Below are 17069 nucleotides of genomic sequence, written 5' to 3' on the forward strand. Positions count from 1 at the left end.
CTGAAACAACTACAGAAACGGCACTGAAAAGGAAGCCATGTTGCTGATTTCGGCGCATTTGACGGATGTCAGGAGTTGACCTGAGTCATTGCAAACAGCTAATCGTTTCTCCATACTTGCGCCCGCATAATTCCCCACTCTAAACCCATTGGTAAGGCTATGAGCACAGTAAATGCAAACCTGACATACAACTACAAGGTGGTGAGACAATTCGCCATCATGACAGTGGTATGGGGTATTGTAGGTATGGCGCTGGGTGTGCTGATTGCAGCACAGCTGGTCTGGCCGTCCCTCAACCTCGACCTGCCCTTTACCCACTTCGGCCGTCTCAGGCCGCTGCATACCAATGCCGTAATCTTCGGCTTTGGTGGAAGTGCCTTGTTCGCTACCTCCTACTACGTGGTGCAGCGTACCTGCCAGGCCCGTCTGATTTCCGATGGCCTTGCGTCGTTCACCTTCTGGGGCTGGCAGGCGATCATTGTCTCGGCAGCTATTACTCTGCCGCTCGGCCTTACCTCTTCCAAGGAATATGCCGAACTCGAATGGCCAATCGATATTGCCATCGCCATTGTCTGGGTGACTTATGCGCTGGTGTTCTTCGGAACCGTCATGAAGCGCAGCACTCCCCACATCTACGTGGCAAACTGGTTCTACGGCGCTTTCATCATTACGGTTGCCTGCCTGCACATCGGTAACAACATGGCGCTGCCCGCCAGTGCTTTCAAGTCCTACTCCGCCTACGCTGGCGTCACTGACGCCATGATGCAATGGTGGTACGGCCACAACGCGGTAGGCTTCTTCCTGACCGCCGGCTTCCTGGGCATGATGTACTACTTCGTTCCCAAGCAGGCCAACCGTCCTGTCTACTCCTATCGCCTGTCGATCGTCCACTTCTGGGCCCTGATCGCAACCTACGTATGGGCCGGTGGTCACCACCTGCACTACTCTGCACTGCCAGACTGGGCACAGACCGCAGGCATGGTGATGTCCCTGATTCTGCTCGCACCCTCCTGGGGCGGCATGATCAACGGCATGATGACTCTCTCGGGCGCATGGCACAAGCTGCGCACTGACCCGATTCTGCGCTTCCTGGTGGTTTCCCTGTCGTTCTACGGCATGTCCACCTTCGAAGGTCCCATGATGTCTATCAAGACCGTGAACGCACTTTCGCACAATACTGACTGGACCATCGGCCACGTACACTCCGGCGCCCTTGGATGGGTTGCCATGATCAGTATCGGCGCGGTTTATCACCTGATCCCGAAACTCTGGGGTGTGCAGGCCATGTACAGTACGGCCCTGATCAACGCTCACTTCTGGCTCGCGACCGTCGGCACCGTGCTGTACATCGTTGCCATGTGGGTCAACGGCATCATGCAAGGCCTGATGTGGCGTGCGGTCAACCAGGACGGCACCCTGACCTACAGCTTTGTTGAAGCACTGGAAGCCTCCTACCCCGGCTACTTCGTGCGCTTCCTTGGCGGCGCTATCTTCCTGACCGGCATGTTCATCATGGCTTACAACGTGTACATGACCGTTCGCCAGAAAGATGCGATCGCGCAGGACAACGCGGCGACCCAGCCGGCGTAACGGGAGAGAGATCAGATGAAACACGAAATAGTTGAAAAAAACCTTGGTCTGATGATCGTGCTGATCGTCCTGACCATCAGCGGTGGCTTTCTTGCCGAAGTGGTGCCCCTGTTCTTCCTGAAGGAAACCAATGAGCCGGTAGAGGGCCTTGAGCCCCTGTCGGCACTGGAACTTGAAGGACGGGACATTTACATCCGTGAGGGCTGCCATGTGTGCCATACCCAGCAGATCCGCCCGTTCCGGGCAGAGACCGAGCGGTATGGTCACTACTCCGTCGCGGGCGAGTTCGTATACGACCGTCCGTTCCTGTGGGGTTCCAAGCGTACCGGTCCGGATCTGGCTCGTGTAGGCGGTCGTTATTCCGACGCCTGGCAGCGCCAGCACCTTTATGATCCGCGCAGCGTTGTACCTGAATCAAACATGCCGGCTTTCCCCTGGCTGTTTGAAGACCGGGTAGACCACACCAAGACCGCCGCAAAGATGGAGACTCTCCAGACGCTGGGCGTGCCATACACCGACGAGCAGATTGCAGAGGCTTCTGCGCAGGTGGAAGGCAAATTTGAAATCGAGGCTCTGGTCGCTTACCTGCAACAGCTGGGTACAGTGATTTCAGACAAACGGTGAACCCATGGATATTAATGAGTTACGCGGCATTCACACACTTCTGGTAATGGCGGTTTTCCTGGGAATCGTCTGGTGGGCCTACAGCGCCCACCGCAAGAAGGCCAACGACGAGGCAGCTCACCTGCCCTTCGACGATGACGACGTGGAAAAGCGTACGCTCGAACAGGAAAAAACGGAGAAAAAAGAATGAGTACCTTTTGGAGCATCTGGATCAGTGTGATCGTGCTCGGTACCGTGTTCGGCTGCTGGTGGCTGCTGTGGGCAACCCGCAAGAGCCAGACGACCGATACCGAAACCGACCGCACCATGGGCCATTCCTTCGATGGCATTGAGGAATACGATAACCCACTGCCCAAGTGGTGGTTCTATCTGTTCCTGGCTACCTGTGTTTTCGCACTAGGCTATCTCGCGCTGTACCCGGGTCTTGGCAACTGGAAAGGCCTCCTTGGCTGGACCGCGGTCAACCAGTGGGAAGCCGAAGTTGCAGAAGCCGAAGAAAAGTACGGTGAAATTTACGCCCAGTACGGCCAGACCCCGGTTCCCGAATTGGCCGAGAACGACGACGCCATGAAAATTGGTCAGCGTCTGTTTGCCAACAACTGTGCGGTCTGCCATGGCTCTGCCGCTCGTGGCCAGGTTGGCTTCCCCAACCTGACCGACGACGACTGGCTCTGGGGCGGAACACCGGAAGCCATCCTGGAAACCCTGCACAATGGTCGTATGGGTAACATGCCCGCCAAAGGCACCATGCCCGGCATGACCAACGAGCAGGTCGACCAGGTTGTGAACTATGTTCTGAGCTTCAGTGGTCGGGAAAAAGACGCCGAAGCTGCCAAGGCTGGCGAACAGGTCTTCGCACAGGCTTGTGTGGCCTGTCATGGCCCTGAGGGCAAGGGTATGCAGGCTATGGGCGCGCCCAACCTGACCGACAATACCTGGCTCTATGGTTCGACCTACGAATGGATCAAGGAAACCGTCATGAACGGTCGCCAGAACCAGATGCCTGCCCAGGATCGCCTGCTTTCAGACGATCAGATTCAGATTCTCGCGGCTTACGTCTACAGCCTCTCGAACTGAGTCGACCGGCCGGGGTAAGCCCCGGCCCGGTCTTTTCAACCCTGTGTCTGCGACGCGGGCACAGGCTTGAAAAGATCAGCAGCCCCAAGGCCTGTTGCCCCGCATTACCCTTTTCCTGGAGGTAACGATGAGCAGTGAGATTCCGGTCAAACAGGTTGACCCATCTTCTGGCCCCTCCGACAACAACAATAAATCCGGAACCGTCGAGCTATACGCGAGCCGTAAGAAGATTTACGTCAAGGAAGTGAAAGGCTTCTTTCAGCGCATTCGTAATGTCAGCCTGACACTGCTGATGGGCATGTACTTTGCCTTTGTCTGGTTCACCCTGGACGGACAGCCACTGATTCACTTTGACCTCCCTGCCCGTGAGTTTCATTTGTACGGCGCCACCTTTTACCCGAAAGATTTCATCCTGCTCTCGGGCATGCTGATTATCTGCGCCTTTGGCCTGTTCTTCATTACCACACTGTTTGGCCGGGTCTGGTGCGGCTACACCTGCCCCCAGACGGTATGGACCTTCATTTTCATGTGGGTTGAGGAGCGGATCGAAGGAAGCCGAAACAAGCGTATGAAGCTCGATAAGGCGCCTCGGTCGACAGAAAAGGTGGTCAAAAAATCCGCCAAACATGCAGTCTGGCTTCTGATCGCGCTTGCCACAGGCCTCACCTTTGTCGGCTACTTCTACCCTATCCGCGAATTGATTGCCGACCTCTTCACCTTGCAAGCCAATGGCTGGGCCTATTTCTGGGTTGCCTTCTTTACCGTCGCCACCTATCTCAACGCGGGCTGGATGCGCGAGCAGGTTTGTCTGTACATGTGCCCCTATGCCCGCTTCCAGTCGGTTATGTTTGATCCCAACACCCGAGTGGTCTCCTATGACCCCAACCGGGGCGAGCCACGGGGTGGCCGCAAGAAAGGCGTGGATCCGGCGGAGGCCGGGCTGGGTGACTGCATCGATTGCGGCCAGTGTGTCCAGGTATGCCCAACGGGCATCGATATCAGGGACGGCCTTCAGTACGAATGTATTGGCTGCGCCCTGTGTATTGATGCCTGTGACGAGATCATGGACAAGATGAATTACCCGCGGGGGCTGATCCGTTACACCACAGAGAATGAACTGGAAGGCAAGACCTCGAAGCTCCTGCGCCCAAGAACCTTTGGCTATGGTGCAGTCCTGTCATTGATGATTGCGGCAATTATTTTCACAATCGCCACACGAGTGCCGGCCCAGATGGACGCCCTTCGAGATCGCGGAGCCCTTTACAGCTTCAATGGCGAGGGGCGGGTTGAGAACAGCTACACGCTGAAAATTGCCAATATGACAGAGGTGCCCCAGACCTTCACCGTCGCAGTGACCGGCCTGGAGGGGATCCGGATCCTGACCGATACCTCGGTAACTGTTGAAAGTGGTGAGAACCGCTCACTACCGACGGTTGTCGACGTGCCTCCGGAATCCATTACCGAATCCAACAACGAGATCCTGTTCCGAGCACAGTCCGAGACAGATTCTTCGCTGAGCCTTGAAACTGAAAGCCGATTTGTCGGTCCAACGCGCTGATTTTCGATCGCACAGATCTGACCGTTTTTACGAGACACTGAGTTATGACAACTGAAACACCCGTAGCACCCTGGTACCGCCAGCCCTGGTTCTGGTTCCTGCTGATATTTCCGGGCGCATCCATCATTTACTGCGCCGTCGCAATCACCATCGCAATCAACACTGAAAATGCGATGGTGACAGACGACTGGTCCAAGGAAGGACGGGGTATCAATATGTCCATCGCCCGCGACCAGAAAGCAGTGGACCTGGGAATGGTAGCCCAGATCGATTTCCAGAACCGGAACGTGACCGTGGACCTGAATACCGTTGACGGTCCGGCCGATTTCCCCTATCTGGTTCTCAATCTGTTCCATCCGACGCTGTCCGACAAAGACCGTACCATCCAGTTCCAGCAGGTCGCCCCGGGACGCTTCGCTGGCAAGCTCCACAACGACATCGACGGCCGCTGGTACTATGACCTTCGGGGCCCGGCCAACGAATGGCGTCTAAAGGGCGAAGCCTGGCTACCCTCTGAAAGCGGCATAACGGTCAAGGCCGGGGAGTCTGCCCAAGGTTGACCACCCTGGATTGCTTCCACTGCGGTGAACCAGCAGACGGTGATCCGCCCATTACCCTTGAGCTCGACGGGAAAACCCGTCACTTCTGCTGCCAGGGCTGCAAGTCGGTTTGTCAGACCATCCGTAGTGAGGGGCTGACCGGTTTCTACGATTTCCGCACCAGACCGGCTGTCACACCGAAGCAACTGACGACTGCCGAAGTGAATCGCCTGCGGGAGCTTGACCACCCCCTGGTCCAGGAAACCTTTGTTGTCCCGGTCAAAGGCGCGCAGGAAGCTCAGTTGCTGATTGGTGGTATCACCTGCGCGGCCTGTATCTGGCTGCTTGAAAACCACATGAAACAGCAGCCGGGTGTCGTGTCCTTTTCGGTGAATCACACCACACAGCGGGCCCGGCTGGTTTGGTCCCAGGACCAGGCACCGCTGAGTGACCTTCTGATAGCCATTCACGAACTTGGCTACACCGCCCGCCCCTACCAGGCAGACGAAGCAGAACAGGCGCTGAAAGCCGAGCATCGTTCCATGCTGATCAGGGTTGCCATTGCGGGCATAGGCTCGTTCCAGAGCATGATGCTGGCATTTCCCCTTTACTTTGAACTGGTCAACGATCTGTCCCCGGAATTCGTCAGCTTTTTCCGCTGGTTCAGCTTGCTGGTAGCCACCCCGGTGGTTCTGTATAGCGCTGCCCCGTTTTTTCGTAATGCCCGCCGGGACATCCAGAGCCGGCACCTGACCATGGATGTGCCGGTTGCCATTGCCATAGGGCTGGCCTACCTCGCTAGCGCCTGGGTAACCATAGTTGGCGGCGAGGAAGTGTACTTCGAGTCCGTGTGCATGTTTACCTTCTTCCTGCTGCTTGGTCGTTATATTGAAGTGCAGGCCCGTTATCGTGCCGGGCTCACCGGTAACGCCCTTGCGGGGTTCCAGCCGACCGTTGCCACTCTGGTGAAGGGTGAGGAAACGGACATTGTTCCGGCCCACCAGATTCGGCCCGGCGATATCGTTCGGGTTCGGCCTGGTGAGACTCTGCCGGTGGACGGAGAGATCGTTCGGGGAGAGTCCACCCTGAACGAGGCGGCGCTGACGGGCGAATATCTGCCCGAAACCCGATACCCCGGGGACTCCGTACACGCCGGCAGTGTCAACGGCGAAAACCCGCTCGATGTCAGGGTAGTGAAGGCTGGTGCGCAAACCCGGCTTTCAGGCATTCTCCGGGTGTTGGACCGGGTGCAATCCGAAAAGCCCCAGGTCGCGATGATGGCCGACCGGATGGCGGGGAAATTTGTCGGGCGGGTGCTGATACTGGCCCCGGTGGTCTGGATTGGCTGGTGGCTGGCCGGCGCCGACAATGCCTTCGACATTACCCTGTCGGTACTGGTGGTCACCTGTCCCTGCGCACTGTCTCTGGCCACCCCCACCGCTATTACCTCGGCAACCGTCAGGCTCCGTCGCCTTGGATTCCTGCCTACTCGGGGCCATACCCTGGAATCCATGAACACCATCGATACTGTGGTGTTCGACAAAACCGGAACACTGACTCGCGGAGAACTCAGTCTCACGGCAACAGAGGTTGTCGGAAGCATGGATGAAAAGAGCTGCCTGAAGCTCGCAGCCGGCCTGGAGAAATATTCCGAACATCCAATCGCCAAGGTATTCCATCGGCGAACCACTGCTGCGGTTGAACATGTGGAAAATCATGTTGGCGGCGGACTCTCCGGGCAGTTGGGAGACATGCGACTCTTCATCGGCCACCGCGGATTCGTAGAATCGCATACAGCTGCACCAGTCCCGCAGGCAGAGCATCATCAGGGCATGGAGATCTGGCTTGCCTCGGACCGAGAATGGCTGGCCTGCTTCAGGCTCGACGATCAACCCCGGGATGACGCCCGAGCAGCCATCGAGTCACTTCAGGAAGCCGGCATTCGCACAATACTGCTGAGCGGGGACCGCTCCGGGCATGTTGAGCAGGTTGCCGGAATGCTCGGCATTGACGAAGCGATTGGACAGGCCTCTCCGGAAGAAAAACTGTCAGTACTGCAGAAGCTGGAATCGGAAGGCCGGCACATCATGATGGTCGGCGACGGACTGAACGATCTGCCCTCCATGGCCGGCGCCGGAATCTCCGTTGCCATGGGCACAGCCGCTGACCTGACCCAACTGAAAGCCGATGCGGTTCTGTTGAACGGCCAGCTATTGCAGCTGGTCGAGGCCCTGAAGGCCAGCCGACAGACCCGGCGCATCATCCGGCAGAATCTCTGGTGGGCACTTGCCTACAATGTCTGCGCCCTACCTCTGGCGGCGGCTGGTATGGTCCCTCCCTGGCTGGCGGCAATTGGCATGTCCCTCAGCTCACTGGTGGTTGTGTTAAATGCGCTGAGACTTGGCAAGGCCCCGAAGCAACGGAGTCAGCACAATCCGGCGGTTGGCGCCCAGGCTGTGTCCTGATACCGTAACCCTATACTCATTCTCGGCGAGGTTTCACCGTGCAAATTGTAATGTTCCTGGTACCGGTGATGCTCATCCTGGTGGCCCTGGGCATCGTTCTGTTTTCCTGGGCGGTCAAGAACGGTCAGTACGATGATCTCGAAGGCCCCGCCCATCGGATACTTTACGATGACGACAAGGACATGATCCCCGACGACGCCCGTACCGATAAACCGGCCGCAGAGAAACAAACCCCGGAGCACGAAGCCGAACTCGGAAAGACCGCCAATCCGGATGAGGACAAGTCCCAGAAAGGATGAATCCGGAACTCTACCTCAGTTACCCCAGCGCCTTCCTGATCGGATTGCTCGGCAGTGCCCACTGCCTCGGCATGTGCGGCGGTATCAGTGCTTCCCTCTCAATGGCCCTGCCAGTGGGTCGGGGTTTCCGGCTCCGGCAGACGCTAATGCTTCTGGCCTTTAACTTCGGGCGAATCGGCAGCTATGTTCTAATTGCCACACTGGTCGCGCTTGCCAGTACCTCGGCCGCCAGCCAATGGGCGACTGCCGGCCTTGTACTACGAACTCTGGCGGGGCTTCTTCTGATTTTCATGGGACTGTCCATGGGGCAATGGTGGCAGGGAATCCGCTATGTGGAACGGATCGGTGCGCCAATCTGGGCACGCCTTTCACCCCTGACCCGTCGCTTGCTGCCAGTGAATCACGGAGGACAGGCTCTGGCCCTCGGAGCACTATGGGGCTGGCTGCCGTGCGGGCTGATCTACAGCACTCTGGGATGGGCGGCATTACAGCCGACCGTGGGCTCGGCTGCGCTCACCATGCTGTTTTTCGGGCTTGGCACCCTGCCGTCGATGCTGGCCACGGGTTTCGCGGCCAACTGGATTCGCGGCTTGCAGAGCCACCAGGTGTTCCGCAAGGTCACTGGCGGCCTGCTTATCCTGTTCGGCCTGTGGACGCTTCCTTTCCTGCCTCTGGCCGGACACTAACCGGCTAGATATTCAGAACATCCAAACGCCCGAAGTCCGTTTGTGCCTCAGGTTCCGCCGTCTGAACGGCCTGGCGCTTACCACCAAGGCGCTTGCCTTCCTTGAAATCGTAGAGATTGGTATCCGCCAGGTGCGAGGGTTCCACATTGCACATGGCGCGGAACATGGTTTCGAGCCGACCCGGGTGCTGTTTATCCCAGGTCTGGAACATGTCCTTTATCACCTGGCGCTGAAGATTCTCCTGGGAACCACACAGGTTACACGGGATGATGGGGAAGTCCCGAAGCCCCGCATAGCGGGCGATATCTTTTTCCCGGCTGTAGGCCAGCGGCCGGATAACCGTGTTGCGGCCATCGTCACTGTGCAGAACCGGAGGCATGGACTTCAGCTTGCCGCCGTAGAACATGTTCAGAAACAGGGTTTCCAGCAGGTCGTCCCTGTGGTGGCCCAGGGCTATCTTGGTAACCCCGTGCTCCTCTGCAAAATTATAGAGAATTCCGCGTCGTAGCCGGCTACACAGACCGCAGGTAGTCTTCCCTTCCGGCACTTTTTCCTTAACAATACTGTAGGTGTCTTTTTCGATGATGTGATACTCGATACCCATGGAGGACAGGTATTCGGGCAATACATGTTCCGGGAAGCCGGGTTGCTTCTGATCGAGGTTGACGGCAATCAGCTCGAACGAAACCGGGGCACTTTTCTGCAGGTTGAGCAGAATATCAAGCATGGCGTAAGAGTCTTTGCCACCGCTGAGGCAGCACATGACTTTGTCGCCGGCTTCAATCATCGAGAAATCGGCAATCGCCTGCCCGACTTCGCGGCGCAGACGTTTCTGCAGCTTGTTCAACTCCAGTTTCTGGCGGCGCTCCCGCTCTGGGTTGAGGGACTGTTCGGAACTGGCGATCATTGCTTCGGACATACCAACTACGTTCATAAGGCAAGTGGACGTGGGATTATACGCGTCACATGGATTCAGGGACAGGATACCGACATGGATATGTTGCAATCGAGTGAAGAGGCCGCAGGCAAACGGGAACAGAACCGCATACGGAACCGAAGGGCTATCCTGCATGCCGCCCGGGAGTGTTTTCGGGAACGCGGTTACGAAAACTCCACGATCCGCGACATCGTACGTCGCACGGGGCTTGCCGCCGGTACTTTTTACAATTATTTTTCCAGCAAACAAGACATATTTGCCGCCCTGCTCACCGACTTCCTCACCCACCTGAACGACAATCTTATCCGTCATCGGCGCTCGGCAAATACCACCGAGGATTTCCTCCATTACGCCTATCTGGCCCTTTTCACCGCAACAGCGAGGGATCCATTGGTTTACGAGCTGGCGCATCGCAATGATCGCGCGCTTCGGGAACTGTTCGGTTCCGATATTCTCGGTCTGACCATGCTCTCCCTGGAAGACGACGTCCGCGAGGCAATGGAGCGAGGGCTGCTCCCCCGGCTCGATCATGAATATCTGTGCGCCGCATTTTTCGGCGTCGCCTACGAGATCAGCCTGACGCTCGCAAGGCGCGCCCACAGGAACCCGGAATCAGCGGATGCTGAAGCCCTGGCCGCAACCCGGTTTTCAAGCGCTCTGTTCATGGGCGGCCTTCCCGGGCTGTCTGCACTTCCCTGATAGCCGGGAGTGGCCTAACATGGGCCCTATGACAGAGCGCCATTCTCCGATAAATGCCTCCTACCCTGGAGCAGCAAATGAAGATGACTGCCTGGAACAGCAGATTCAACACCTGCTGGTGGCCGTTGAGCACGAACTGCGGTCAGCACCGGCAGGCATGAATGAATTATCCCTGATCAAGGCACTTCAGAAGCCGCCCTGGGAGCTGCTCGGTAACGTTATTTTCAGCGAACCGGAAAAGCTATACCCGGTTCATTTTCTCCTGTTCCATGTGCTTTACCGCCTGCGGGACCAGTTGTCCGAGGCCGGCGAGAGCCTTCGGATTTCGCCTCTCAGTATCCGCATCGAAGCGCAGACTGTGGTCAGTGGCGAAGGGATGCCCGACAGTGTCGACACACTTCGCCATTTCTATCTGGACCTCTCCCAGTACCGTCTGCCAGAGGAAGCCATCCAGCAGATAATGAATGACTTCTGGGCAGGCGCCCCTGGCCAGGCACCTGCACAGTCCGAAACAAGGGAGGCGGCGGAAGCACTGGGCTTCAATGCGGTTCCCGCCGATTTTCCTACGGTCAAGAAACGTTTCCGCCGCGCAGTGATGCATGCCCACCCGGACCGCGGCGGCAAGACCGAAACCATTCAGCATCTCAATCAGGCCTTCGCCGTACTGAAAGCCCATTTCCGCCACAGCATTTGACCGGCCTGTTCGGGCTGGCCGGGGAACAGAACCACAGGAGACGATATGCCGTTCAATGCATTCCTTAAGATTTCCATGATCGTCGCTTTTATGGCGACAGCCATCTCAGCGCGCGCAGATCTTGTTGTCCTGCAATATCATCACGTCAGTGATTCAACGCCGCCCGCCACCAGCACGTCAGTCTCTCTGTTTGAAGGCCAACTGGACATGATCGCTGATCTGGAGCTGAAAGTTGTGGATCTTCAGAAAGGCACCGAGACAAGCCTGGCCGGCAACGATGAACAAGGTAATCGCATCGCCATTACCTTCGATGACGCTTATGACTCCGTCTACCATACCGCGGCGCCAATGCTGGCTGACAAGGCCTACCCCTACACGATTTTTGTAAACACCGAAGCCGTTGGCCGCAACGGCTACATGACCTGGGATCAAATTCGGGAGCTGGCCGAGCGCCCGGGCGTAACCATTGCCAACCACAGCGCAGACCATGGTCACCTGGCCAGGAAGCCAAACGAAAGCGAAAGTGACTGGCAGGCCCGGGCCACCAACAGCCTTGATTCGGCCCAGCAGGCCCTCAACCGGGAACTGGACGCACCGGCGCCCATGTTCGCGTATCCCTACGGAGAGTTTGACAAGGCACTGGAGCGCAAAGTTGCCGAGCGTGGCTGGTACGGCTTTGGCCAGCAGTCAGGGGCCATTGGCGAGAAAACCGGCAAAACCCGACTGCCTCGCTTTCCGATGGCGAACGCCTATGGCCAACTCGGGAGCCTTGAGAACAAGCTTCGCAGCAAAGCCTTCCCTGTCGATACCGATAAGCTGCCAGACGGCGTGATCTCGCAGAATCCGCCTAAACTGGTTTTCCCACTCGTGGCCCCCATTGATGCCAATCGACTGACCTGCTTTGCCTCCGGTCAGGGGCGAATTGACTTTGACGTCATTGACGGCAATGTGGAAGTGGAGGCACCAGAGGCCTTCAACAGCCGGCGATTCCGTTACAACTGCACGCACCCTGCCGGTGATGGCAGCTACTATTGGTTGTCCCAGCAATGGCTGGATCTGAGTAAGCCGGAGGACTGAAGCCTCATTCCTCCACCTGCATCAGGCCGATCTCACCGCGCCTGATGTGGGGGATTTTACGGGGGCCGGTACTGGTTTCTGTAACGGTTTGGCCCTTCAGATCTTCCTCCCGGGTAAAAACGACCAGCCAACGCTCTCCCTGACCCGGGAACGCGGGAACCCACGCTTCCAAGTAGCCGCGCCGGTGCCAGTTTTCCGGGGTGAAGTCCATCACCAGGTCGGTCACCAATCTTAAGGGTGCCATCGTTTCATCCAGGAACGCCAGGGAAGGCACGAACACCCCGTTTTTGGCATAGGAGCGCAGGCGGATGACCAGACTGGCATGCTCGTCCGCGCCCGGGAGCGCAATCAATTGGTAAGGGCTGGTTCCGGAGAGAAACGGGTGGGTTGCTGAATCGTCCGAGAGGGTAACGCCGAACTCGCGCCCCGATTGCCACTTTTTCGGATCGGCACCATCCATTGACTCGCAACAGGTAGCTGAAAACCGGGTAAAAAAGTCATCGGCTGGAGCCTCAACACCCAAAATGGCAAAGGCGTCCGGGTCATAACCCTCTACCGGCGTCTGTTTTGCTCCATCGGGCCCCGCATGGTAGACGCTGGCTTCGGTGATCTGAACCGGTGGCTCAACCAGCCCTTTCTCAATGTCAGAGCGGGTGTCCGGCCGATAATAGCTGACCCGTACATTACCTTCGGCGTCTCGCCACGTGAAATAGGGTTGCGGCTCACCGGGCCGAATGTAGCCATTTTTTTCGAGCTCGCCGGCATCGGGGTAATTCTCAAGCGTGTACTCGGTTTCCTCCTGCAGCCCTGATTCAGCACTCGCCCCATTGCCCGACTGTGCTGTTTCTACCCCGGGCCCCGCATTGTCCCGCTCTTCAGCGTCTTTTTCAGAGTCTGTACTGTCGGCTCTGGCGATGGGCGAATACCGCACACGGCCCTGCTCGTCCACCCAGGTAAAATAGCCGTCCCGTTCCGACACTGTCGATCCGCCAATCTGACAACCTCCGAGAAGTGCTGCCAGAAAAAGGCACAAGGCTGGTTTTCCTACAGAGCCACTGATCACTGCGAATGACTACCCTTTGTTCAATGGCACCACTCAGAACCTGGTCCGGAAACTGAGGCCTGCCATGACAACCCTCAGCGATGTCTTGATATCGAGCCCGGCATAAGGGTTGTAGATAATGTTGGTGATGTTGTCGCAGTTTACGTTACAGCTGGTATCCGCGGGAATCGACTCCACCGAATGTAGATAGCTGAGATTCATGTCAATCTCGGTATCCTTGTCCCACTGGTACCCCATACCAATACTATAAAGGTTGGCCCCGCCAAACGGTGCCATTACCTGTCGCTGATCATCCGGGATAACGGAATCCCGTATCTCCACCCCGGCACGCAGGTCCAGACGGGAAGACGCGTGAAACTCCATGCCAAACGCCCAGTTCCACTGACTCTTGAAACCCAGGGGCAGCCTCAGGGTATTCGGCGTGGCATTGTCCGGTGACAGGATCCGGGCCGCATTGAGAAACTCCAGGTTGCGATCAAACCGGAAAACAAAGGCATCCCACTGTTTGTAATCGGTCCAGCCAATATCAGCGTTCAGGGTCAGTTTCGGATGCACGTCAACACTGATACCGGTCTGGAAGTGCTGGGGGTAAACCAGATCCATACTGACGTTGCCGGACTCCTTGGGGGCACCGGACGGCAGGCTCAGAATCGCCGAGGTAATAGCACCAAGCACGGATCCGTTCACGCTTTGCCAGAAGCCGGACCAGTCGTCGGTGTACTGGATCTCGAACGTGCCCTTCATATTCATTTCAGCTTCGGAGGTGTAGCTTGCGCCCCAGCTGAACCAGTCCGTCGGCTCCCACATAACACCCAGAGCATAGGTGGGGGACAGCGTTTCCTGAACGTTGATGTTCAGCGCGCCGATGTCATCCCAGGGTCCAACGTTACCACCACACAGCGCCAGCCAGGGCTGAAGGGGCTCATCGCCACTCTCGCAGTTGAAGGCGTCCTGCAGTACTTCCGCCACCCCCAGCAGCAGGTTGGGCGCACGCATGTACTGATCTGCCGCGATCCCCATATGGGAGAGGTGTATGCCGGCTCCCACCGACCAATCGTCATTTATCTCGTAACCCACCGTTGGTGACAGATAGGTGGTGCGCTGCAACGCCGTGGCCTGGGGTTGATAACGGCCGGGGTCATCCTTGTCACGGTAGAAGCCAGCCGCGAGCGGCAGGTAGAAGGCATTACCGAAGGTCAGCTTTGAGCCCGGCGGGTTGATGCTGATCCCAGCTGAAGGTGCCAGGGCCGGTCCCGGAGGCGCACGCAGAATTCCGTATCCGGGTAAATACAGCGCCACGTTGTTGGTGTGGCTGTGGGTATTGGCAACCGGGTCCCGTTGTTTTCCCGTCTGAGGATCAATCTCCAGCCCGTCAATACCGAAAATCTCATAGCCGTCCGGTGCCGTGAAGTCCGCGTCAATGTCCAGATAGACGCTCATCAGGTTCACTTCCAGTTGCCGGCCGTCCAGCTTGGTCAGACCCGCAGGGTTATAGTGAATCGCCATGATCCCCGGCGGATCAGCAGTCACGGCGTTACCGAGCGCCAGTGCCTTGGGATGAATGGTCAAATTCTGCGCCAGCTGGGCCTGTGCGCCACAGGAGATGGTCGTGGCGATCAGGGCCGCGAGAATCCGACGGTTGTGGCTTTTTTGTCCCATGAAGTCCTTCCCTTCCCGTAGATCGTCAACGACACCAATCACTCTTTAAGACCGGAGAAGTTAATGGGCAGGGAGACCCCCAGGGAGAAGTCCGGAGCATCTTCGGTCAGGCCAATACCCAGGCTGGTGTTGACAATGGTGGTGTCGCTGACGCGGGTACCGAGCGACATGCTCAGGAAACCTGTCATCTGGTCCTGGGCGACGGCCTGGTCGCCATTGGAGAAGGTGAGAATGGTTTCATCGCTGTAGCTGAGCTGAGCCGAGATACTCAGGGAGATGTCGTACGACAGGGAATAGGCAAAACCGGCCGAGCCGGATAGCCCAAAGCCGGGGTCCACCTCTTCCAGAAGGCGTGCACCTCGTACCTGCTGCAGATTTTCAGCCGGGAGGTTATAGGTAGCACTTACCGAACCAAAAACCACCACCGGATCGAGAACTTTCGACAGGCTCGCGCCCCCACCAACCGAATAGTATCCGCTGCCAGTGGACAGCTGTTCGTTGATGTCTATCTCGTAGGGGCTGACACCGGTCTTGGTGGACAGGGTTCCGAACAGTGTGGTCGACATCTTGCCCGGAACATAGGCGAACGGCTGCCAGCGCCCGGTAAAGGAAATGTCGCCAAAGTCGTAAATATTGAGCTCGTCCTGGGTATCGTATTTGACTACCAGGGGAATACGGGTCCCTACCGTCAGGTTGTCCAGAAGGCCATAATCGTAGGAAAAAGCGTTGGTGAAGCTGTGTGTTGCTGATGGCACCACGTCCAGATTTCTCACCGATCCATTGGTAATGGCCAGGTCCAGCCGCTGGTCCGCCGTGTAGGAATAGTCGAAAGAATAGTTCAGGGAATGGGAGCCCTTCTTCTGCAACGAATAGTTCTTCTCCGCCGCCTGGAACACTTCTTCAAGCTGCTGTGAAGCGTCCTCGTCTCCCTCCTGCTTGGCCAGCGCTTCCCGCGCCTGATCCACACTTCCTTCCTGCGCCAGGGCCATGCCCGGAAGCAGACCTGCCGTGGAAACAAGGATAAAACCTCGCACAAACCAACGATTCATCCTGACTCCCTTATTTTATTTGTAGTGTTCCTGACCCGGGGATTGCCCGGTGAATTAGTTACGACGGTAATGCAACTGCTTTCTTGTGTTCTCGACACTGCCGTCGGGATTGTTTTTCTGGCGTTCCAGCAGATTCTGGATCCGCCTCTGGGTGGACTCGTGAAACGCCGGTATCCGTTCCAGCGCCAGAAGGGTCATTGTCTGGTCATCCACAAAGCGAAGGTCTTCCTCCTTCAGCTCGAGGTTGTCCAGGGGCTTGTCACTGCCTGGAAAGACGATGAAAAGCACGTTGTCGTCCCACTTTTCCTCGAACTGCGCCAGAGTAAAGGAAATATTGCCTACGGAAGGATCGGCTACATAGGCGCGCCCGTCGCGGATCGTCCGTAACACCACGAAATGCTTGAAGCCCGCATGATGGATGGGCACGATTGCCGGGTGGTCCAGGTCCTTGAGGTCATCAATCGTGGCCCGGAAGCCACCTGATGGGTAGCCGAGCGCCGTAACCAGCCGCTTCATATCGAGCATTGAAAACGCCCGGCGCTCAACAATGCGCTCACTTTCCCCGTAGTGGAGTAAGCCCTCCATGACCTGACGTTCGGACAAGGTCCGCCCGAGGTAGAAGTTCAAGACCGTAGTCAGTGCCGCGCTTCCGCAGCTGTAGTCATAGGCCTGCCGTACGATATTCCGGAATTTTTGCTCAACCAGCGGCTCGACCCGGACATCAGAGCGTATTTCAACAGGGCTTGAATCCACGTCCTGTTCGATAACGATCTGGCCCTTCTCAAAAGGCTCCACCACGGTCGCTTCCTGCACCATGGTGAATGTAAGAATGGATCCAGCGAGCACCAGCAGCATGTCAGACGAAGTCCCTGTTTTTATTGGCCACAGTATTAATCGGGTTACATGTTGTTACGGTAAGATACCGAAAAGCCTGCGCCCTTAAAGATAACTGTGCCTCAAATCTGTCGCTGCAGGAGGGGCCTTGCTGGGTGGATTTGAGAACTGGTTCAAGGCGCCGCCCGAGAAGGCCTCGGGAGTTGACGCAACGGCGCA

The 17069-nt window shown here is 57.2% G+C and carries 17 protein-coding genes; 12 read left to right on the plus strand and 5 right to left on the minus strand.

All coding sequences use genetic code 11. The annotated features are described in order from the left end of the window. The first annotated feature begins 159 nt into the window (after positions 1 to 159). The 9 genes from ccoN (at position 160) to QZ534_RS02225 (ending at position 8838) form a co-directional block, all read left to right on the plus strand. Complete coding sequence (ccoN, locus tag QZ534_RS02185) at positions 160 to 1590, plus strand: cytochrome-c oxidase, cbb3-type subunit I (protein ID WP_296930953.1); 1431 nt, start codon at positions 160 to 162, stop codon at positions 1588 to 1590. Between the two features lie 15 nt (positions 1591 to 1605). Then, on the plus strand, positions 1606 to 2214 hold the full coding sequence (gene ccoO / locus QZ534_RS02190) for a cytochrome-c oxidase, cbb3-type subunit II (RefSeq protein WP_064230201.1): 609 nt from the start codon (positions 1606 to 1608) through the stop codon (positions 2212 to 2214). Between the two features lie 4 nt (positions 2215 to 2218). Then, the gene (locus QZ534_RS02195) at positions 2219 to 2404 is read left to right on the plus strand and encodes a CcoQ/FixQ family Cbb3-type cytochrome c oxidase assembly chaperone (RefSeq protein ID WP_064230202.1); all 186 of its coding nucleotides are present in this window, start codon (positions 2219 to 2221) and stop codon (positions 2402 to 2404) included. After that, the gene (gene ccoP, locus QZ534_RS02200; protein ID WP_296930957.1) at positions 2401 to 3291 is read left to right on the plus strand and encodes a cytochrome-c oxidase, cbb3-type subunit III; all 891 of its coding nucleotides are present in this window, start codon (positions 2401 to 2403) and stop codon (positions 3289 to 3291) included. The genes QZ534_RS02195 and ccoP overlap by 4 nt, the downstream gene beginning before the upstream one ends. Positions 3292 to 3418: 127 nt before the next feature. Then, positions 3419 to 4849 carry a cytochrome c oxidase accessory protein CcoG gene (gene ccoG, locus QZ534_RS02205; protein ID WP_296930960.1) on the plus strand — a complete coding sequence of 477 codons (1431 nt, stop codon included), beginning with the start codon at positions 3419 to 3421 and terminating at the stop codon, positions 4847 to 4849. 44 nt (positions 4850 to 4893) lie between these two features. Continuing rightward, positions 4894 to 5409, plus strand: coding sequence for a FixH family protein (locus QZ534_RS02210; protein WP_296930963.1), 516 nt, complete (start codon positions 4894 to 4896; stop codon positions 5407 to 5409). After that, the gene (locus tag QZ534_RS02215) at positions 5406 to 7853 is read left to right on the plus strand and encodes a heavy metal translocating P-type ATPase (protein ID WP_296930965.1); all 2448 of its coding nucleotides are present in this window, start codon (positions 5406 to 5408) and stop codon (positions 7851 to 7853) included. The genes QZ534_RS02210 and QZ534_RS02215 overlap by 4 nt, the downstream gene beginning before the upstream one ends. 38 nt (positions 7854 to 7891) lie before the next feature. After that, positions 7892 to 8152 (plus strand): cbb3-type cytochrome oxidase assembly protein CcoS, encoded by a 261-nt coding sequence (ccoS, locus tag QZ534_RS02220; RefSeq protein WP_296930968.1) that lies wholly within the window; start codon positions 7892 to 7894, stop codon positions 8150 to 8152. Further along, positions 8149 to 8838, plus strand: a complete 690-nt coding sequence (locus tag QZ534_RS02225) for a sulfite exporter TauE/SafE family protein (protein ID WP_296930972.1) — start codon at positions 8149 to 8151, stop codon at positions 8836 to 8838. Before ccoS ends, QZ534_RS02225 begins: the two co-directional genes overlap by 4 nt. 4 nt (positions 8839 to 8842) lie before the next feature. Here the strand turns inward: QZ534_RS02225 and ttcA are convergent, their stop codons facing one another. After that, a complete protein-coding gene (gene ttcA / locus QZ534_RS02230) occupies positions 8843 to 9757 on the minus strand; it encodes a tRNA 2-thiocytidine(32) synthetase TtcA (protein ID WP_296930974.1) in 915 nt (304 codons plus the stop codon). Positions 9758 to 9829: 72 nt separating this feature from the next. On the opposite strand from ttcA, the gene QZ534_RS02235 reads away from it, so the two are divergent. From QZ534_RS02235 to QZ534_RS02245, 3 genes are read left to right on the plus strand one after another with little or no spacing between them, the layout of a single operon-like run. After that, entirely contained in the window at positions 9830 to 10474 is a 645-nt protein-coding gene (locus QZ534_RS02235) for a TetR/AcrR family transcriptional regulator (RefSeq protein WP_296930976.1), read from the plus strand. Positions 10475 to 10502: 28 nt separating this feature from the next. Continuing rightward, positions 10503 to 11168: a DNA-J related domain-containing protein gene (locus QZ534_RS02240; RefSeq protein WP_296931149.1), complete on the plus strand. Its 666-nt coding sequence runs from the start codon at positions 10503 to 10505 to the stop codon at positions 11166 to 11168. Positions 11169 to 11213: 45 nt separating this feature from the next. After that, positions 11214 to 12245, plus strand: a complete 1032-nt coding sequence (locus QZ534_RS02245; protein WP_296930979.1) for a polysaccharide deacetylase family protein — start codon at positions 11214 to 11216, stop codon at positions 12243 to 12245. A 4-nt stretch (positions 12246 to 12249) separates the two neighbouring features. Here QZ534_RS02245 and QZ534_RS02250 read toward each other — a convergent pair whose 3' ends face one another. The 4 genes from QZ534_RS02250 to QZ534_RS02265 form a co-directional block, all read right to left on the minus strand. After that, positions 12250 to 13224: a MalM family protein gene (locus QZ534_RS02250; protein WP_296930982.1), complete on the minus strand. Its 975-nt coding sequence runs from the start codon at positions 13222 to 13224 to the stop codon at positions 12250 to 12252. Between the two features lie 117 nt (positions 13225 to 13341). Continuing rightward, positions 13342 to 14967 carry an outer membrane protein transport protein gene (locus QZ534_RS02255; RefSeq protein WP_296930985.1) on the minus strand — a complete coding sequence of 542 codons (1626 nt, stop codon included), beginning with the start codon at positions 14965 to 14967 and terminating at the stop codon, positions 13342 to 13344. Positions 14968 to 15005: 38 nt separating this feature from the next. Continuing rightward, positions 15006 to 16016: a transporter gene (locus QZ534_RS02260; protein ID WP_296930988.1), complete on the minus strand. Its 1011-nt coding sequence runs from the start codon at positions 16014 to 16016 to the stop codon at positions 15006 to 15008. Positions 16017 to 16070: 54 nt separating this feature from the next. Beyond that, positions 16071 to 16871 carry a C39 family peptidase gene (locus tag QZ534_RS02265; RefSeq protein WP_296930991.1) on the minus strand — a complete coding sequence of 267 codons (801 nt, stop codon included), beginning with the start codon at positions 16869 to 16871 and terminating at the stop codon, positions 16071 to 16073. Positions 16872 to 17069 lie beyond the last annotated feature (198 nt).

Source organism: uncultured Marinobacter sp., from assembly GCF_913055835.1.
Taxonomy (GTDB): Bacteria; Pseudomonadota; Gammaproteobacteria; order Pseudomonadales; family Oleiphilaceae; genus Marinobacter.

What these genes read in the sequence shown, in the direction of transcription:
- QZ534_RS02265 (WP_296930991.1), bottom strand. Translation starts at nt 16,871, where the DNA reads ATGCTGCTGGTGCTCGCTGGATCCATTCTTACATTCACCATGGTGCAG.
- QZ534_RS02235 (WP_296930976.1), top strand. Translation starts at nt 9,830, where the DNA reads ATGGATATGTTGCAATCGAGTGAAGAGGCCGCAGGCAAACGGGAACAG.
- ccoN (WP_296930953.1), top strand. Translation starts at nt 160, where the DNA reads ATGAGCACAGTAAATGCAAACCTGACATACAACTACAAGGTGGTGAGA.
- QZ534_RS02245 (WP_296930979.1), top strand. Translation starts at nt 11,214, where the DNA reads ATGCCGTTCAATGCATTCCTTAAGATTTCCATGATCGTCGCTTTTATG.
- QZ534_RS02240 (WP_296931149.1), top strand. Translation starts at nt 10,503, where the DNA reads ATGACAGAGCGCCATTCTCCGATAAATGCCTCCTACCCTGGAGCAGCA.
- ccoG (WP_296930960.1), top strand. Translation starts at nt 3,419, where the DNA reads ATGAGCAGTGAGATTCCGGTCAAACAGGTTGACCCATCTTCTGGCCCC.
- ccoP (WP_296930957.1), top strand. Translation starts at nt 2,401, where the DNA reads ATGAGTACCTTTTGGAGCATCTGGATCAGTGTGATCGTGCTCGGTACC.
- QZ534_RS02225 (WP_296930972.1), top strand. Translation starts at nt 8,149, where the DNA reads ATGAATCCGGAACTCTACCTCAGTTACCCCAGCGCCTTCCTGATCGGA.
- QZ534_RS02255 (WP_296930985.1), bottom strand. Translation starts at nt 14,967, where the DNA reads ATGGGACAAAAAAGCCACAACCGTCGGATTCTCGCGGCCCTGATCGCC.
- ccoO (WP_064230201.1), top strand. Translation starts at nt 1,606, where the DNA reads ATGAAACACGAAATAGTTGAAAAAAACCTTGGTCTGATGATCGTGCTG.
- QZ534_RS02260 (WP_296930988.1), bottom strand. Translation starts at nt 16,016, where the DNA reads ATGAATCGTTGGTTTGTGCGAGGTTTTATCCTTGTTTCCACGGCAGGT.
- ttcA (WP_296930974.1), bottom strand. Translation starts at nt 9,757, where the DNA reads ATGTCCGAAGCAATGATCGCCAGTTCCGAACAGTCCCTCAACCCAGAG.
- QZ534_RS02210 (WP_296930963.1), top strand. Translation starts at nt 4,894, where the DNA reads ATGACAACTGAAACACCCGTAGCACCCTGGTACCGCCAGCCCTGGTTC.
- QZ534_RS02195 (WP_064230202.1), top strand. Translation starts at nt 2,219, where the DNA reads ATGGATATTAATGAGTTACGCGGCATTCACACACTTCTGGTAATGGCG.